Annotated in this window: 17 protein-coding genes; 12 read left to right on the forward strand and 5 right to left on the reverse strand. The window is 31.8% G+C overall.

Annotation, left to right across the window (positions count from 1 at the left end):
- The 5 genes from B2989_RS04570 (at nucleotide 1) to B2989_RS04590 (ending at nucleotide 3,579) form a co-directional block, all read left to right on the forward strand.
- Entirely contained in the window at nucleotides 1-717 is a 717-nt protein-coding gene (locus B2989_RS04570) for a hypothetical protein (protein ID WP_292944829.1), read from the forward strand.
- A gap of 120 nt (nucleotides 718-837) precedes the next feature.
- The gene (locus B2989_RS04575; protein WP_145001874.1) at nucleotides 838-1,338 is read left to right on the forward strand and encodes a hypothetical protein; all 501 of its coding nucleotides are present in this window, start codon (nucleotides 838-840) and stop codon (nucleotides 1,336-1,338) included.
- A 9-nt stretch (nucleotides 1,339-1,347) separates the two neighbouring features.
- Entirely contained in the window at nucleotides 1,348-2,055 is a 708-nt protein-coding gene (locus B2989_RS04580; protein WP_292944834.1) for a hypothetical protein, read from the forward strand.
- Nucleotides 2,056-2,373: 318 nt separating this feature from the next.
- Nucleotides 2,374-2,757 (forward strand): hypothetical protein, encoded by a 384-nt coding sequence (locus B2989_RS04585; protein WP_292944837.1) that lies wholly within the window; start codon nucleotides 2,374-2,376, stop codon nucleotides 2,755-2,757.
- Entirely contained in the window at nucleotides 2,758-3,579 is an 822-nt protein-coding gene (locus B2989_RS04590; RefSeq protein ID WP_292944840.1) for a sensor histidine kinase, read from the forward strand.
- 10 nt (nucleotides 3,580-3,589) lie between these two features.
- Here the strand turns inward: B2989_RS04590 and B2989_RS04595 are convergent, their stop codons facing one another.
- The 3 genes from B2989_RS04595 to panB all read right to left on the reverse strand — a co-directional run bounded on the left by B2989_RS04595 (nucleotide 3,590) and on the right by panB (nucleotide 6,666).
- The gene (locus tag B2989_RS04595) at nucleotides 3,590-4,960 is read right to left on the reverse strand and encodes an aldehyde dehydrogenase (RefSeq protein WP_292944843.1); all 1,371 of its coding nucleotides are present in this window, start codon (nucleotides 4,958-4,960) and stop codon (nucleotides 3,590-3,592) included.
- A 144-nt stretch (nucleotides 4,961-5,104) separates the two neighbouring features.
- On the reverse strand, nucleotides 5,105-5,800 hold the full coding sequence (locus B2989_RS04600) for an RluA family pseudouridine synthase (protein WP_292944845.1): 696 nt from the start codon (nucleotides 5,798-5,800) through the stop codon (nucleotides 5,105-5,107).
- 47 nt (nucleotides 5,801-5,847) lie between these two features.
- Nucleotides 5,848-6,666 (reverse strand): 3-methyl-2-oxobutanoate hydroxymethyltransferase, encoded by an 819-nt coding sequence (panB, locus tag B2989_RS04605; protein WP_145001868.1) that lies wholly within the window; start codon nucleotides 6,664-6,666, stop codon nucleotides 5,848-5,850.
- Nucleotides 6,667-6,774: 108 nt separating this feature from the next.
- Here panB and B2989_RS04610 point away from each other — a divergent pair, with 108 nt between their 5' ends.
- Nucleotides 6,775-7,227: a nuclear transport factor 2 family protein gene (locus B2989_RS04610; RefSeq protein WP_292944848.1), complete on the forward strand. Its 453-nt coding sequence runs from the start codon at nucleotides 6,775-6,777 to the stop codon at nucleotides 7,225-7,227.
- A 4-nt stretch (nucleotides 7,228-7,231) separates the two neighbouring features.
- Here the strand turns inward: B2989_RS04610 and B2989_RS04615 are convergent, their stop codons facing one another.
- On the reverse strand, nucleotides 7,232-8,653 hold the full coding sequence (locus tag B2989_RS04615; protein ID WP_292946034.1) for an L-serine ammonia-lyase: 1,422 nt from the start codon (nucleotides 8,651-8,653) through the stop codon (nucleotides 7,232-7,234).
- A gap of 179 nt (nucleotides 8,654-8,832) precedes the next feature.
- Here B2989_RS04615 and dnaK point away from each other — a divergent pair, with 179 nt between their 5' ends.
- The 4 genes from dnaK (at nucleotide 8,833) to B2989_RS04635 (ending at nucleotide 13,752) form a co-directional block, all read left to right on the forward strand.
- Nucleotides 8,833-10,728: a molecular chaperone DnaK gene (gene dnaK, locus B2989_RS04620; RefSeq protein WP_145001865.1), complete on the forward strand. Its 1,896-nt coding sequence runs from the start codon at nucleotides 8,833-8,835 to the stop codon at nucleotides 10,726-10,728.
- A gap of 203 nt (nucleotides 10,729-10,931) precedes the next feature.
- Nucleotides 10,932-11,879, forward strand: a complete 948-nt coding sequence (locus B2989_RS04625) for an NAD(P)H-dependent flavin oxidoreductase (RefSeq protein WP_292944850.1) — start codon at nucleotides 10,932-10,934, stop codon at nucleotides 11,877-11,879.
- A 9-nt stretch (nucleotides 11,880-11,888) separates the two neighbouring features.
- Nucleotides 11,889-12,362, forward strand: a complete 474-nt coding sequence (locus B2989_RS04630) for a hypothetical protein (protein ID WP_292944852.1) — start codon at nucleotides 11,889-11,891, stop codon at nucleotides 12,360-12,362.
- Nucleotides 12,363-12,468: 106 nt separating this feature from the next.
- The gene (locus tag B2989_RS04635) at nucleotides 12,469-13,752 is read left to right on the forward strand and encodes a hypothetical protein (protein WP_292944854.1); all 1,284 of its coding nucleotides are present in this window, start codon (nucleotides 12,469-12,471) and stop codon (nucleotides 13,750-13,752) included.
- Here B2989_RS04635 and B2989_RS04640 read toward each other — a convergent pair.
- Complete coding sequence (locus B2989_RS04640; protein WP_292944856.1) at nucleotides 13,742-14,320, reverse strand: GNAT family N-acetyltransferase; 579 nt, start codon at nucleotides 14,318-14,320, stop codon at nucleotides 13,742-13,744. The two genes, B2989_RS04635 and B2989_RS04640, sit on opposite strands and share 11 nt — an antisense overlap.
- Before the next feature lie 43 nt (nucleotides 14,321-14,363).
- On the opposite strand from B2989_RS04640, the gene B2989_RS04645 reads away from it, so the two are divergent.
- Both B2989_RS04645 and B2989_RS04650 read left to right on the forward strand, forming a co-directional pair.
- Nucleotides 14,364-14,789 carry a PaaI family thioesterase gene (locus tag B2989_RS04645; protein WP_292944858.1) on the forward strand — a complete coding sequence of 142 codons (426 nt, stop codon included), beginning with the start codon at nucleotides 14,364-14,366 and terminating at the stop codon, nucleotides 14,787-14,789.
- Nucleotides 14,790-14,792: 3 nt separating this feature from the next.
- On the forward strand, nucleotides 14,793-15,908 hold the full coding sequence (locus tag B2989_RS04650; RefSeq protein ID WP_292944860.1) for a chorismate-binding protein: 1,116 nt from the start codon (nucleotides 14,793-14,795) through the stop codon (nucleotides 15,906-15,908).
- Nucleotides 15,909-15,943: the final 35 nt, after the last annotated feature.

Raw genomic sequence — 15,943 nt, forward strand, 5'->3', positions numbered from 1 at the left:
ATGGAAGAATTTTTAAAGGACAATTATAGTATTTTAACTAAATTCTTCATTTTAGTAGCAGTTGTTTCTGGTCTTGTAACTTACAAGAAACATAAAGGAACACCTGCTACTTTTTTTGTTAAAGTTTTAATCTATTTTTTAATTGTAGAATTAATAGGTACCTACTCTTCGTTGTACAAAAATTTTAGCTTTTTAGAGCCAATATATAACTCATTATTTAGACAAAATTATTGGTGGTATACTATTGCTTTTGATATTATTGGTATTGTATTATTTTCACTTTTATTTCAAAAAGTTATTCCTAATAAGCTTTATAATAAGGTGTTAAAATATAGTACTTATGGGTTTGTTCTTTTTTCTATACTATATATTATTTATAATCGTGATTTGTTTTTCTTTCAGTTTTTTCCCGTAATTCAGATAACAGGAGCCTTAATAATACTTAGTTGTAGTGTCTTTTATTTTATAGAATTATTGTTGAATGATAAAATTATAAAATTTTATAAGTTTCTTTATTTTTACATAGCTATAGCCATTTTTATATGGTGGATTGTCGTGACACCATTAACGTTTTATGATGTTTACATGGTAAATGGTGATTGGGATTATATTTTATTAAAGTGGGAAATTTACTTATCTCTAAACTTTATAATGTATATATCATTTGCTATTGGTTTTTTAATCTCTGAGCCAGAAAATTTGATTAAACTAGACTAGTATTAGCCTTTTAATATAATATTTAATATGTTTTCTTATTAGATAGTTTTCTATGTAAAAGATAGTTAGCTAATTTTTTTTTATTACTTTTAAATTGCTATTAACCAACTTTTAAAACAAATGAAAAACTTAGGCAGCTTAATCTTAGGATTAATTATTGGCGCATTGGTAATGTATTTTTATTCAAACAATTTAAAGGGATCTCACGTTATTAACCCAGTTATAAAACCAAGAGGTGTCATTACACCAAATCAAGCAATAGTGTTAGATTCTACCTACAATTCTAGACATACTTTAATTAGCGACAGTATTGTAAAACAACCCGATAATCGCTCAAGCTGGTGGTCCTTGGATGATGTTACTAATTATATAGATTATGCTAAAAACCAATCTGACAGCTTAGGTTATAATATGAGTGGATTAAGAGTCTATTTAGGAGCCTATCCAACAAGTAAAAATCAGGTTGGATATACTACCATGTTTATGGTACCAACAGGAGATGTTAAAATGGTTGATGGAAGTAAAGGTTTTGCAGCATCAGCTAATACTGATATTGAAGGAGCTAACCCTTTAAATATGGGAACTGCTGGTAATCCTCCAAATTCTAACTATCCTCATTAATTCCGTATTGTGGAAACATTTTTGAAACAAAATTATAGTTTAATAACCCACAGTGTAGAGTTATTGGCTGTGCTTATTGCTTTATTATGCTATAAAAAATACAAGTTAACTTCTGGTAAGTATTTTATATATTTTCTATTCTATGTTTTTGTTATTGACCTGTTAGGAGAATATCCTTCATTTTACAATACGTTTGAGTGGTTAACTACTGTACAAAATTCTGTATTTAGATATAATTATTGGCTGTTTACAATTTTTTATATTTTAGGAAGCATAGTGTTTTATATGTTTTATTATCATAAGATTTTAAAAAACAAAACACATAAAATTATAGTATTGGCAGTAGGTATATTAAGTTTAGTAATTTCAATAATCTATATAGCATGTAATACAGCTCAGTTTTTTAATGGCTTTTTACCTTTAATAAGTGTGTTAGCTGCTTTTTCTATTATAACATTTACAACGTGCTATTTTATCGAGTTGTTACAAAGTGATAAAATGCTTAGGTTTTATAAAATATTAGACTTTTATATTAGTATAGCGTTGCTTTTTTGGTGGTTAATTACAACACCAGTTATTTTTTACGGTATTTACAATTCTGATGAAGATTGGAATTTTGTAATCTTAAAATGGCAAATATTTTTGTTTTCAAATATCATGATGTACTTAACTTTTACTTTTGGATTATTAATTTCAAGGCCTCATGAAAACGATTAGATGATAGATTTTATAACCAAACATTTTAATTTTATTGTTTATTTTTTTGAATTAATTGCGTTTATAACAGGCGTTATTTTATTTAAAAAGCATAAAAGTAAAGCAACAAAAATTTTTATATTTTTTTTAGCTTACATAGTTTTTGTCGAGTTTGTGGGATGTATCTTAACTTATCTTAAAGCCAACGCAATAGTGCAATTTGTAAGACAGTTAGGGGTAACAACCCGTCTATGGTATAATGTGTTTTGGTTATTTGGAAGTGTCGTTTTTATCTTGTTTTATTATTATAATTTGTTTAAAATTAAGATGTTTAAGACTATGATTAAATATATAAGCTTATTATATGTTTTAATTTTTACTATACATGTAGTCTTTAATTACGACGCCTTTTTTAATGCGCATCATACGTTTTATTTTATTTTAGACGCCTCAATAATTTTTATATGTGTAACGCTTTTTTGTTTAGAATTACTTAAAAGTGACGACCTTTTAAATATTTCAAAATCATTTAGCGTGTACGCTACTTTTGGGTTGTTTTTATGGTGGCTAGTAACAACTCCAATTATTTTTTACGAAAGTTATAATACCACTGCAGACTGGGATTTTGCAAATTTAAAACGTCGCGTATTTCTATTTGCTAATATATTTATGTATACTTGTTTTGTATTGGGTCTAATAGCTTCTAAACCTCAAAAAAATTAAATGATTAATACTTTAAATTTTATACAAACACAGGCAACCTCTACACAGTCAGAACGTTATTTGCTAATTTATATGATTGGTGTGCTTATTGTGGTTACCACCTTGGTAGTATTGTTTTTTATAGTATTTCAAAAAAGAAAAAACACACTACTGTTAGATAAAATTTTACAACAACGCGCTTTTGATTTAGAGCTATCAAATGCACAAACCGAAATACAAGAGCAAACCCTAAAAAATATTGGTTGGGAGCTTCACGATAACGTAGGTCAGTTGTTAGCAGCAGCTAGCATGCAACTTAATATCCTTAAAACTAAATTAAATGTTGAAGGAAACGAAAACTTTGCTGAAGCCTCAGATTTTGTAAAACAGAGTTTAAAAGAAGTTAGGATGTTATCACGATCGTTAAATAATGAGGTGATACTAAATATTGGTTTTGAACAGTCCATTACCAATGAGTTAAACCGACTTAAAAAAATGAAATTTGCTTCTGCAGAATTACAAGTAAAAGGGATAGTAGTTCCTTTTAATGATAAAAAGCACGAGATTATTATATTCAGAATTTTACAAGAGTTTTTTTCCAATACAGTTAAATATTCTGAAGCAAAAAACTTGACAGTAACCTTAAATTATCTGGCAGATAAATTAATTTTAGTAGCAACAGATGATGGTAAAGGATTTGATATAAATACAGTACAAGAAGGATCAGGTTTATTAAACATGAAAAGTCGTGCCCAACTTATTAATACCAACTACAATTTAACTTCAAAACCAGGAAGTGGTGTTAAGTTGCAATTAGAGTATCCCTTAATAAAACAAGCTTAATAGACTGCTTTTATAGCCATTTTAAAGCCTTTCTAACAAAGTTTAACTTATTCTTATAAGGTGCATAACGTACAGGTATATCCAACCAATTAGCTTTTTTAACAACACCCTTTTTATGACTAAACGTGTCAAAGGTGTACTGTCCATGATAAGCACCAAGTCCACTATTACCTACACCTCCAAACGGTAATCTATGATTAGCAAAATGTACAATGGTATCATTAATGCATCCTCCTCCAAACGAGAATTTTTGTATTAATTGTTTCGCTTTCGCGGAATTTGAGCCAAATACGTATAAGCTTAACGGTTTATTGTATGACATGATAATAGTGTCTAATTCCGAATCTTTTTGATAAGAAATCACAGGAAGAATCGGACCAAAAATCTCATCTTTCATCACTTCGCTATCAAGCTGTGGCTCATAAATAATAGTTGGCGCAATGTACAAATCAGAAGCATCAGTTTGTCCGCCAATAATGCACTTTTGATTAACTAACATTTTTGCTAAACGCTCAAAGTTTTTGGCATTTATAATTCGCGCAAAATCTTTAGATTGTTTTGGAGTAGAGGAGTATGCTAATTGTATTTCATGCTGCATAGCTTTATAAAAAGCTTCTTTTTTACTATCATGTATTAAAACATAATCTGGTGCAATACACGTTTGACCTGCATTTACAAATTTACCCCAAACAATACGTTTTGCTGCTAGCTTTATATTTGCTGAATTATCAATTATACAAGGGTTTTTTCCACCCAACTCTAATGTAACAGGAGTTAAATTTGGTGCAGCAGCCTTAGCTACTATTTTACCAACTGCGACACTGCCTGTAAAGAATATATAATCCCAATGTTGCTCTAGTAATTTGGTAGAGGTATCTACACCACCTTGCACAACAGCAACATGTTCAGGGTTAAAAACAGTATTGATAATATCGTTAATTAATATAGAGGTGTGTGGTGTTAACTCACTAGGTTTTAAAATGGCTGTATTTCCTGCTGCAATTGCACCAACTAGTGGAGCCAATGCTAATTGATAGGGATAATTCCAAGGTGCTATTATTAAAACACTTCCGTAAGGTTCTGCATACAAATAATCAGTGGACGGAAAGTTTAATAACACTGGTAAGACGCGCTTTGGTTTGGCCCATTTATTTAACTTTTTTATAGTGTGTTTTAAATCCTGAATTACAATCGCTGTTTCGGTTAAAACACTTTCAAATTCAGGTTTTTTAAAATCGTTATATAACGCATCTATAATCTCTTGCTCTCTGGTTTCTAATTGACTTAACAACGATTTTAAAAGTGTTTTTCTGTAGGGAACACTTAAAGTTTTACCTGTTTTAAAATACGCTTTTTGATTGTTTAATAATTCAGGAATCATAGTGGTGTTTTAAAATTAAAGATAAACTATTTTATTGATTTGCTGCTCATGCGTTAGTGGTAGTAATGACATCCTTTTTTTGCTACCATAAATGGCAAAAAAAGATATAATGGATGACACGACCCTTGTGGTAACGCCCAAATATTACAAACAAGCGTCCCAAATAGAATCTTTAGGTAAAGGTGCTGTAATGTTTAAATCGTCTTTAGAGACTGGATGAGTAAATTGTATGTTTCTTGCGTGTAAGCTTATGCTTGCGTCTTTGTTACTGCGATCAAAACCGTATTTTAAATCGCCTTTAATTGGAGATCCTATACTAGACAGTTGCGAGCGTATTTGATGATGACGTCCTGTTTCTAGATTAACTTCAAGTAAAAAATAGTTGTCTAGCTTTTTGATTATCTTGTAATGTAGGATTGCCTTTTTGCTATCTGGTACTTCTTTTATATAAGCTGTAGACTTGTTGTTTTTTGGATTTTTCTTTAACCAATGGATCAAAGTGTCAGCATCTTTTTCTGGCCTATTTTTAACTAAAGCCCAATAGGTTTTAGAGATGTCTTTGGACACAAACAACTTATTTAATCTTGGCAAGGCTTTACTAGTTTTAGAAAATATGACTAAGCCTGTTGTTGGTCTATCTAATCTATGGACAGTCCCTAAATACACATTGCCTGGTTTATTGTATTTTAAGGCAATGTAATTTTTAATAACGTCACTTAAAGGTGTGTCTCCTGTTTTGTCACCTTGCACAAGGTCTCCAGCACGTTTATTAACGACAATAATATGGTTGTCCTCATAAATAACTTGAAGGTTGTCTTTATTAGATAAAACTTTTGACATTAGGATATATAATAGTATTGCAAATTAGTCTTGATAGCTAAAAGTTATTAATACTGCTCGTTATCGTTAGGGAAGTCTCCACTTTTAACGTCTTCGCCATATTGAGCAATTGCTTGGCTCATTTCTTCATATAAATTCATGTAACGACGTAAAAAACGAGGGTTAAACTCATGCGTCATACCTATCATATCATGTAACACTAGTACTTGACCATCAACACCATTTCCGGCTCCAATACCTATTACTGGTATTGATACGCTTTGTGCAACCTCTTGAGCTAATTTTGCAGGAATTTTTTCTAGTACAATAGCAAAACATCCAATGCGCTCTAACATAAGTGCATCTTCCTTTAGTTGGTCTGCTTCTTGTTCTTCTTTAGCTCTTACAGTGTAAGTTCCAAATTTATATATAGATTGAGGTGTTAAACCTAAATGTCCCATAACAGGTATTCCAGCATTAAGGATTCGTTTAATAGAGTCTTTAATTTCTTTACCACCTTCCAATTTTACTGCGTGTCCACCAGACTCTTTCATGATTCTAATAGCACTTCTTAAAGCTTCTTTTGGATCACTTTGGTAACTACCAAAAGGTAAATCTACTACAACTAAAGATCTGTCAATAGCACGCACTACAGAGGATGCGTGATATATCATTTGATCTAAAGTAATAGGCAATGTTGTTTCATGTCCAGCCATTACATTACTAGCAGAATCACCAACTAAAATAACGTCTGTACCTGCACCATCTACTATTTTAGCCATAGTATAATCGTAGGCAGTCAGCATGGAGATTTTTTCTCCATTTTTTTTCATTTCTACTAATGATTTAACGGTAACGCGTTTATATTCTTTTTTTGCTACAGACATGTTTTGTTATTTTATTATAGAATGTAAATGTACTAAATTAAAGGCTTATTCTGAATTTTAATTTATTTTGAAAGACTTATCTTTAGCTAATAATTGTAATATTTTTTTATGAAATTATTTAGTCTTGTACTATTTGTAATGTATAGCAGTTTTAGTTTTTCTCAAAATGATGAACAAGAAAAAGCAATTAAAACTATTGCTACTTTTTTTGAAGGGTTTCATAATCAGGATTCTGTAGTAATTAAAAGCGTTGTGTATAAAGCTGTTGTTATGCAATCAATAAGTGAAAATACTAATGGCAATTTGGAATTAATGACCTCTAATTTTTCTGATTTTATAAAACAGATTGTTGCTATTCCAGAAGACCAAACGTTTTCTGAAAAATTATTAAGCTATAGTGTGCAAATTGATGGCAATATGGCAAATGTATGGACGCCTTATCAGTTTTGGTACAATGACAAACTTAGTCATTGTGGCGTAAACTCGTTTCAATTGCTAAAAGTTAATCAAGAGTGGAAAATCTTTTATTTAGTAGATACTAGATCAAAATGCCAAGAATAAACGGTTAACAATCTGCCATATTAACACGTACAGCCAATCCACCTTCGCTAGTTTCTTTATATTTAGTGTTCATGTCTTTTGCAGTTTCCCACATGGTATCAACTACTTTATCTAAAGGTACTTTTACGTTTTTAGGATCGGTATCTAAAGCTAATTCGGCTGCATTGATAGCTTTAATTGCTCCCATACTATTGCGTTCTATACAAGGGATTTGTACTAATCCTCCAATAGGATCGCAGGTTAATCCAAGATGATGTTCCATTGCAATCTCTGCTGCAATCATGACTTGTTCTGGGCTACCTCCAAGTAATTCGCATAAGGCTGCTGCAGCCATAGCGGAAGACACACCAATTTCGGCTTGACATCCACCCATTGCAGCACTAATAGTAGCTCCTTTTTTAAAGATGCTACCAATCTCGCTAGCTACTAACAAGAATTTTTTAATGTCTTCAAAATCTGCATCATGGTTTTCTATAACCATATAATACATAAGTACAGCTGGTATAACACCAGCACTTCCATTTGTAGGTGCAGTAACCACACGACCAAGAGAAGCATTTACTTCATTTACAGCCAAAGCAAAACAGCTTACCCATTTTAATATTTGTCTAAATTTAACTTCACTGTTTCTAATACTTTCTAACCATTCTTGAGGTGTAGTGTATGGCATTTCAATGTTTAAACGCTTGTGTGTGTCAAAAGCACGACGTCGTACGTTTAATCCTCCAGGTAAGTTACCTTCGGTATGACAACCAATAAACATACACTCCAGCATGGTATCCCAAATGCGATGTAACTCGAAGTCAATTTCTTCATCGGTTCTAAGAGAGCGTTCGTTTTCTAAAACTATTTCAGAGATACTTTTATTTTCGTTTGTACAAAACGCTAGCAACTCGGTTGCTTTATCTACTGGATATGGAAACTCTTTTTTTAATTCTTTATTTTCGGCATCGACCGTACGTTCTTCTTTTATAACAAAACCACCACCAATGGAGTAGAAGGTTGATGTATGAATTTCGGTTTCCGCGAAAGCGGTAAACTTAATTCCATTTGCATGAAACGGTAAAAATGCTCTGTTAAAAATAATGTCTGATTTGGGAGTAAACGGAATAATACGCTCGTTATTTAAAACTAACTTTGAGGTATTGTTAATGGATGCAATAATAATGTCAATAGTATCCGTAGGTATACGTTCTGGATCTGCACCACTTAAACCTAACATGACTGCTAAATCTGTAGCATGACCTTTACCAGTTAAAGATAAAGAACCATATAGGTCGATGGTTACCTTTTGTATACTGTCAAAAAGGTTAGCTTCTTTTAGTTCATAAATCCATCGTTCTGCAGCTCTCCAAGGTCCTAAAGTATGAGAACTAGAAGGTCCTACACCAATCTTAAGCATGTCAAAAACCGAAATACACTCCATATCACTAAATCGTTTTAGTATTGAGCGACAAATATAGTTTTTTGTTGCAGATATAATAATTAAAACCATTTCAATTTTGATAGATTTCTGCCATCATGTCAGTCAACTTGTTATGGCATAATCATTGACTTATTGTCATCGTAACAATTACAATACAAAATTTAAAATTATATAAAATTATGAGTAAGATTATTGGAATCGATTTAGGAACAACAAACTCTTGCGTTTCTGTAATGGAAGGTAATGAAGCTGTTGTCATCCCAAACGCAGAAGGTAAACGTACGACACCTTCAGTTATCGCTTTTGTTGAAGGAGGCGAAATTAAAGTTGGTGATCCAGCAAAAAGACAAGCAGTAACTAACCCAACAAAAACAGTTTATTCTATTAAACGTTTTATGGGTAACAAATATTCTGAATCTAAAAACGAAGCAGAACGTGTACCATACAAAGTAGTTAAAGGAGATAATGACACACCACGTGTTGATATTGATGGTCGTTTATACACGCCTCAAGAATTATCTGCAATGATTCTTCAAAAAATGAAGAAAACTGCTGAAGATTATTTAGGTCAAGATGTAACTGAAGCAGTAATTACTGTACCAGCTTACTTTAATGATTCGCAAAGACAAGCAACTAAAGAAGCTGGTGAAATTGCAGGATTAAAAGTACGTCGTATCATTAACGAGCCAACAGCAGCAGCTTTAGCTTACGGAATGGACAAAAAAGGTACTGACCAAAAAATAGTTGTATTTGATTTTGGTGGAGGAACACATGATGTATCTATCCTAGAATTAGGAGATGGTGTATTTGAAGTGTTATCTACAGATGGAGATACACACTTAGGTGGTGATGACGTTGATCAAAAAATTATTGATTGGTTAGCAGACGAGTTTAACAATGAAGAAGGAATGGACTTACGTAAAGATCCAATGTCTTTACAACGTGTTAAAGAAGCTGCAGAAAAAGCGAAGATTGAATTATCATCTTCTGAGCAAACAGAAATCAATTTACCATACATTACTGCTACAGCAAGTGGACCAAAACACTTAGTACGTACTTTAACACGTAGTAAATTTGAGCAATTAATTGACGATTTAGTAAAACGTACTATTGAGCCTTGTCAATCGGCTTTAAAAGCAGCAGGTTTATCAAAATCTGATATCGACGAAGTTATTTTAGTAGGTGGATCTACACGTATTCCAGCAGTACAAAAAGCAGTAGAAGCATTTTTTGGAAAAGCACCAAGTAAAGGTGTTAATCCAGATGAGGTTGTATCTTTAGGAGCAGGTATCCAAGGAGGAGTTTTAACTGGAGATGTTAAGGATGTATTACTTTTAGACGTAACGCCTTTATCATTAGGTATTGAGACTATGGGTAACGTATTTACTAAGTTAATTGAAGCAAATACAACAATCCCAACTAAAAAATCTCAGGTTTTCTCAACAGCAGCAGATAACCAACCATCAGTAGAGATTCACGTATTACAAGGTGAACGTGCTATGGCAGCAGATAATAAAACCATTGGACGTTTCCATTTAGATGGTCTTCCACCAGCACAAAGAGGTGTACCACAAATCGAGGTAGCTTTTGATATTGATGCTAACGGAATCATTAAAGTTTCTGCTACAGATAAAGCAACTAACAAGACACAAGATATTCGTATTGAAGCGTCTTCTGGTTTAACTGAAGAAGAAATTAAGAAAATGAAAGCTGACGCTGAAGCAAATGCTGAAGCAGATGCAAAAGCAGCTGATAATGCTAAGAAATTAAACGAAGCAGATTCTATGATTTTCCAAACAGAAAATCAATTAAAAGAATTTGGTGATAAATTATCTGATGATAAAAAAGCACCAATCGAAGCAGCTTTAGCAGAGTTAAAAACAGCTTACGAAAGCAAAGATGTAGCAGTTATCGAGCCAGCGTTAGAAAAAATTAACGAAGCTTGGAAAGTAGCTAGTGAAGAAATGTACAAAGCACAAGCAGATGCTCAAGGTGGACAACCAGGACCAGAAGCAGGAGCAGATTCAACTGAAGGTAGTGATGTTGAAGATGTAGATTTTGAAGAAGTAAAATAATTATAAATATCTAAACTAGTTTAGAATTTAATAATATTAAAAACGCAACCATTAATTTGATTGCGTTTTTTTTTGTTTAAAACCGTTCTAATATTTGTTTTACTTTTAGGATTAAATAAAAAATATAGGACAATAATTCATTTTAATAAACTATGCATGCATAATAAATTTATTGTTATATTTGTGTAAATAACATAATAATTATGCAAACTAAATTAACTCAGCTTTTAAATATAAAATACCCAATTATTCAAGCGCCAATGTTTTTGGTGTCTAATGTAGCAATGGTTACGGAAGGTATGAAAGCTGGTATTGCTGGATGTATTCCTGCACTTAATTACCGTACTTTAGATCAATTAAGAGAAGCAATACAAGAGTTAAAAGCTAATAAAGTAGAAGGTGGATCTTTTGGGTTTAACCTAATAGTTAATAAATCTAATATAAAGTATAAAGAGCAACTTAGAGTATTATGTGAAGAAGGTTGCGATTTTATTATAACGTCTTTAGGAAGTCCAGAAGAAACCATTAATCAAGCTCACAAAGCAGGTATTAAAGTGTTTTGTGATGTGACAGACCTACGTTTTGCTAAAAAAGTAGAACAATTAGGTGCTGATGCTGCAATTGCAGTTAATAATGAAGCAGGAGGACACAGAGGTAATTTATCGCCTCAAGAATTAACTAATCAACTTAGTAAAGCTTTAAATATACCAGTTATTTCAGCTGGAGGAGTAGGATGTAAAGCAGATATTGATAAAATGTTAAGCTATGGAGCAGAAGGCGTGTCTGTAGGAAGTCCATTTATTGCATCTGTTGAAGCTGGTGTTACAGATGAGTATAAGCAAGCATGTGTTGATTATGGAGAAAAGGATATTATCATGACAGAGCGTATTTCTGGGACACCATGTACCGTAATTAATACACCATATGTTCAAAAAATTGGTACTAAACAAACTTGGCTAGAACGTGTATTAAACAAAAATAAAAAATTGAAAAAATGGGTTAAAATGATTCGTTTTTCAATAGGTATGAAAGCTACTGAAAATGCAGCTAAAAAAGCAACGTACAAAACCGTTTGGGTTGCAGGACCAAGTATTGAACATACTAAAGCTATTTTACCTGTTAAAGCTATTGTAGCTAATTTAATAGCTTAAATTAAGTTAATGATAATTCAACCTAAATCTATTAGAAAGGTTTTGCAGGTTGCCTTAGCAACTATTATTGTATTAGGTGTAGTCATATTTATATCAATTATATACGAATCTAAGAAAGACATTTCTGATGATATTAGATTTTCAAAACTTTTAAACACACCAATTCAAGTTAGAAGTACAAGTACAATACGATGGAATAAAAATAATATTCGTTTTAAACATTATACTCTTAATCAAAACGAAGATTCTAACTATGATTTAGAGGATGTTAAGTCTGTTAAAAAATATCAAATTGGTGATACTATATATTTTTATGCAGCTAAATCCTACAAAAGTATGCATGTCGGAGAAAACTTTTATTTAATAAGTAAAGACACTTTAAATAATGGCGATATTATAGAATTTGAATATTATACAGCTTCAGATTATTCTCCAGAAATTTGGGAAACGGAAAAAGAATTTTTAAAAAGGGTTAGGGATTAATTATCAAACAACTAAATTTTAACTTAATTTTTATATGTCAAGTTTTTAAAATTTAAAGAGTTGTTATAACTTTAAAGCTAGCATATTAACCAAAACCTCATTTCTATTGTTAAAAAAAGTAATTTACTTTTTAATTGTGATACTTGTACTATTTATAGGTATGATGTATTGGTCTACTTCCTCAACAGATCAAACATTTAAAACGTCTCAGTTAGTTAATATTAATAATGTTAATGACATAAATTTTCATGACTTAGATTCTGTATTAGTTGCAGCTAGCGCTTTATATAAAGCAGATGAGATTAAAATACTTTTTCAAGGAGAGCAATATCGCGCTGCTTGGGCAACACCAATTAAAGCACCTGTATTATTTTTAGATACTTTATTTGGAGGTGTTACAATAACTAAGGAAGGTGGTGGTAAGCAAACCCATTCTTTAAAACTAGAAACTAAAGAAGGTGTTGAGTTGACACTTAGAGGTATTAATAAAGATCCAAAACAACTTATTCCCGAATTTGTAAAAACATTAGGATTAGAAAATATTATCGTAGATGGTATTTCTGCGCAACATCCATATAGTGCTATATTGGCTGCTGAGCTAGCTAATAAATCCGCTATAATTAACACCAAACCTAAAGTGGTATTTCTTCCAAAGCAAACACTATTGGGAGACTATAATAACAAATATGGGAATAGATTATTTTTATTAGAGTACGAAACAGAAAGTAAGACCAATTGGACAAACTTAAGCAACGTTACTGAAATCGTTGACACCAAAAACCTTCAAGAATTAAAATTAAGTAATACTAATAATATATTTATTGATAAGTCTGCACTTATCAGAGCTAGACTGTTTGATCTATTAATTGGTGATTGGGATAGGCATACAAAACAATGGGGTTGGGCTATACAGCAAACAGATCAAAGTAACATAGCTATTCCAATTGCAGGAGATAGGGATAATGCTTTTATAAATTTAGAAGGTATTATACCATCTATTTTATCCAATGAAAATGTTGTTGAACAGTTAAGACCATTTGATTACGAAATAGATTTTATGCCAGGATTAGTCTATCCATTTGATCAATATTTTTTATTAAACACGGAAGAAAGTTTATTTATACAAGAAGCTAAACAACTGCAATTACTTCTTAATGATGAGGTTTTACTAAAAGCTTCAAAAGTTTGGCCTTCTCAAATTTTAGAAATTGATGGAGAAGAAATCATTAGTAAAATAAAAACAAGACGAGATAATTTAGTGTCCTATGCTAAATTATTTAAAACAACCATAGATAAAAAAGGTTTGGTAACACAACGTCTAAAAGGCTCTGAAGATTTAAATCTTCCAGAACAACTTCAAGCATGTTTTGAGTGTTATACTAAATATTAAATTCTTTAAACGTATTAGTTTTAATAGTAAGCCATTCGTTATTTAAAATACCATAACAACATGTGCTTCGTCTAAAACCATCAGTCATTACTGTGTCTTTGCGTAATATGCCTTCTAGTGTTGCTCCTAATTTTGTGACTGCTTTTCTAGATTTAATATTACGCTCATCAATTCTAAATTCTACTTTTTCAAAATGTAACGTTTCAAAAGCATATTGTAGCATTAAAAATTTCATATGGCTATTTAGACCTGTTCCTTGAAAATCATGTCCTATCCAAGTCCAACCAATGTGTAAGACTTTGTTTTTATGGTTAATTAAACCAAAACGAGTGCTACCTGCAAAAGCTTGTTTTTGTTTGTCATAAACAATAAATGGTATTGTAGTATTATTATAAAAACCTTCAACTGCAGTTTGTACATAATCTTTTAGAGACTCTGGAGTAGAAATGATATTAGGCGAATAATAAATTAAATCAGTCTCTTTAGCAATAGTAGCTAAATGTTTATAATTACTTAAGTCTAAAGGAATTAGTTTTACACGATTGTTTTCAAGAGTTGGAGCTGTCATTTTAGCGCTAGGTTTTGTATTTTTACATTAAAATTAAAGATACATGAAGTATTCTAAAGCACAAGTGTTAGCAATAGCAAATAAGGCAAGTAAAAACACTTTAATGGAAACCCTAGAAATAGAAGTTGTGGATTATGGCGAGGATTTTTTAGTATCCAGAATGCCAGTTACATCGCGTGTGCATCAACCAGATGGAGTGTTGCATGGTGGCGCAACAGCAGCATTGGCAGAAAGCGTTGGTAGTTTTGCATCGCATATATTTTTAGATTCAGAAAACTTAATGATTAGAGGTTTGGAGATTACAGCCAACCATTTAAAAAGCGTTAGCTCAGGCTATGTTTACGCTAAAGCTACATTTTTACACAAAGGACGTACAACGCAATTGTTAGATATTAGAGTAACGGATGATGATGATAACCTAATTTCGTTATGTAAATTGTCAACCATTTCTTTACCTAAAAAGAAATAAGTTATGACGTCTTCCGTTTTTTTTGATCAGCTTTCGCAACAATTTGACAAGCAACTTCCTTTTGTGGCTTTTAAAAAACCTAATCAGGAAACTGTAAAAGCAATACTTCAGGATAGCAATCAGCTTCATTTTACCCAAAATTTTGAGGAAAGTGGTTTTGTGTTTTCACCTTTTAAAAATGAAGATAATACGGTACTGTTTCCTTTAAATAAAAGTCAAACAATATCATGTTTGTATGATAATACTTCGGTTGATGCTAAAAACCAGTTAAGTAGCACTATAAGTATTTCAGCGAAAGCTAAACATATACAAATAGTAGAAAAGGCGATATCGGAGATTGAGAATGGAAGTTTCAAAAAAGTAGTTCTATCTAGAGTTGAAAGTGAAGCTTTTCCGGAAGCCAATACCATTTTATTATTCCAAAAACTGTTATCCACTTACAAAACTGCAATGGTCTATTGTTGGTATCATCCCAAAGTAGGGCTGTGGTTGGGTGCAACGCCAGAAACCTTATTAAAAGTAGAAGGAAACCGATTTTTAACCATGTCTCTTGCAGGTACGCAACAATACAAAAACACAGTCGATGTCCAGTGGCAGTCCAAAGAGCAGGAGGAGCAGCAATTAGTTACGGATTTTATTGTGGGCAGTTTAGAGACTTCTGTCAGCAGTATTAATTTAGGAAAAACAGAAACTATAAAAGCAGGAAATTTATTGCATTTACAAACCAAGATTTCGGGACTATTAAAACCGGAAAATGGATTACAGTCTGTTATTTCTAAATTGCATCCAACACCTGCAGTTTGTGGGTTGCCTAAAGAAAAAGCTAAACAATTTATCTTAAAAAACGAAGGTTATAATCGCGAATATTATACTGGTTTTTTAGGCGAAATAAATATTAAACAATCCAAAACAAGAAATACCAATCGCAGAAACGTAGAGAATAACGCTTACGGATCTGTTAAAACAATATCGCATTTGTTTGTTAATTTAAGATGTCTTCAAATTAAGGATAATCAAGCATTAATCTATGTTGGTGGCGGAATTACTAAAGATTCTGTACCGGAAAACGAATGGGAAGAAACTGTTGCAAAATCTAAGACTGTTAAAAACCTCTTATAATGGTTTTAATTAGGATTTGGGTTTCGTATTTTTGT

It is taken from the genome of Olleya sp. UBA1516, assembly GCF_002323495.1.
GTDB lineage: Bacteria > Bacteroidota > Bacteroidia > Flavobacteriales > Flavobacteriaceae > Olleya.

Coding starts and splice junctions, on each gene's coding strand:
- B2989_RS04570 (WP_292944829.1), top strand. CDS start 1: ATGGAAGAATTTTTAAAGGACAATTATAGTATTTTAACTAAATTCTTC.
- B2989_RS04575 (WP_145001874.1), top strand. CDS start 838: ATGAAAAACTTAGGCAGCTTAATCTTAGGATTAATTATTGGCGCATTG.
- B2989_RS04585 (WP_292944837.1), top strand. CDS start 2,374: ATGATTAAATATATAAGCTTATTATATGTTTTAATTTTTACTATACAT.
- B2989_RS04590 (WP_292944840.1), top strand. CDS start 2,758: ATGATTAATACTTTAAATTTTATACAAACACAGGCAACCTCTACACAG.
- B2989_RS04595 (WP_292944843.1), bottom strand. CDS start 4,960: ATGATTCCTGAATTATTAAACAATCAAAAAGCGTATTTTAAAACAGGT.
- B2989_RS04600 (WP_292944845.1), bottom strand. CDS start 5,800: ATGTCAAAAGTTTTATCTAATAAAGACAACCTTCAAGTTATTTATGAG.
- panB (WP_145001868.1), bottom strand. CDS start 6,666: ATGTCTGTAGCAAAAAAAGAATATAAACGCGTTACCGTTAAATCATTA.
- B2989_RS04610 (WP_292944848.1), top strand. CDS start 6,775: ATGAAATTATTTAGTCTTGTACTATTTGTAATGTATAGCAGTTTTAGT.
- B2989_RS04615 (WP_292946034.1), bottom strand. CDS start 8,653: ATGGAGTGTATTTCGGTTTTTGACATGCTTAAGATTGGTGTAGGACCT.
- dnaK (WP_145001865.1), top strand. CDS start 8,833: ATGAGTAAGATTATTGGAATCGATTTAGGAACAACAAACTCTTGCGTT.
- B2989_RS04625 (WP_292944850.1), top strand. CDS start 10,932: ATGCAAACTAAATTAACTCAGCTTTTAAATATAAAATACCCAATTATT.
- B2989_RS04630 (WP_292944852.1), top strand. CDS start 11,889: ATGATAATTCAACCTAAATCTATTAGAAAGGTTTTGCAGGTTGCCTTA.
- B2989_RS04640 (WP_292944856.1), bottom strand. CDS start 14,320: ATGACAGCTCCAACTCTTGAAAACAATCGTGTAAAACTAATTCCTTTA.
- B2989_RS04645 (WP_292944858.1), top strand. CDS start 14,364: ATGAAGTATTCTAAAGCACAAGTGTTAGCAATAGCAAATAAGGCAAGT.
- B2989_RS04650 (WP_292944860.1), top strand. CDS start 14,793: ATGACGTCTTCCGTTTTTTTTGATCAGCTTTCGCAACAATTTGACAAG.